The organism is Gilvimarinus gilvus (assembly GCF_030518155.1).
In the GTDB taxonomy this organism is placed as follows: Bacteria; Pseudomonadota; Gammaproteobacteria; order Pseudomonadales; family Cellvibrionaceae; genus Gilvimarinus; species Gilvimarinus gilvus.
On record NZ_JAULRU010000449.1, the window covers coordinates 1 to 422 of the forward strand.

The window sequence follows — 422 nt, forward strand, 5'->3', positions numbered from 1 at the left end:
ACTCCAGCGTTTCAGGGAGTGGCTGGAGCAAACGGGTGAAGCACAGGCACTGGCGAAAAGAGCCGCTTCACGCGCCAAAATCGTCAAAGTCATTGCCGACGAATTCGAGGGGAGATAGCAGGATGTCCAGAGCACTGTTTACTGTAGGCCCCGTCTTGTCGTTCCGTGGGGTCAGCGACACTGGGCAGTGGCAGGTAACTGCGTTGGTCGGCGTTTTAGCGGGGGCCGCCTTCCCTGCTTTTTCTGTTGATGGCAAGCGCTGCGAGGCGCCGAAGGTTTTGCTGAAGCGGGCGAAAGAAACCATCCTGCGTTACGACCTGAGCTGCGCTCAGCAGGCCCAGGAGCGTACGGTTCAGTTCGGCGTGGGGCACGGAGGGCTGCAATGGCATTTCTCCGTTCCTGGAAAAGACTATGCCCCAAGG

Annotated in this window: 1 protein-coding gene; it reads left to right on the forward strand. The window is 59.0% G+C overall.

The window, feature by feature from the left end; all coding sequences use genetic code 11:
* Window positions 1–122 precede the first annotated feature (122 nt).
* A partial coding sequence (locus QWI17_RS08820; RefSeq protein ID WP_302722152.1) for a hypothetical protein occupies window positions 123–422 on the forward strand: 300 nt, incomplete at its 3' end.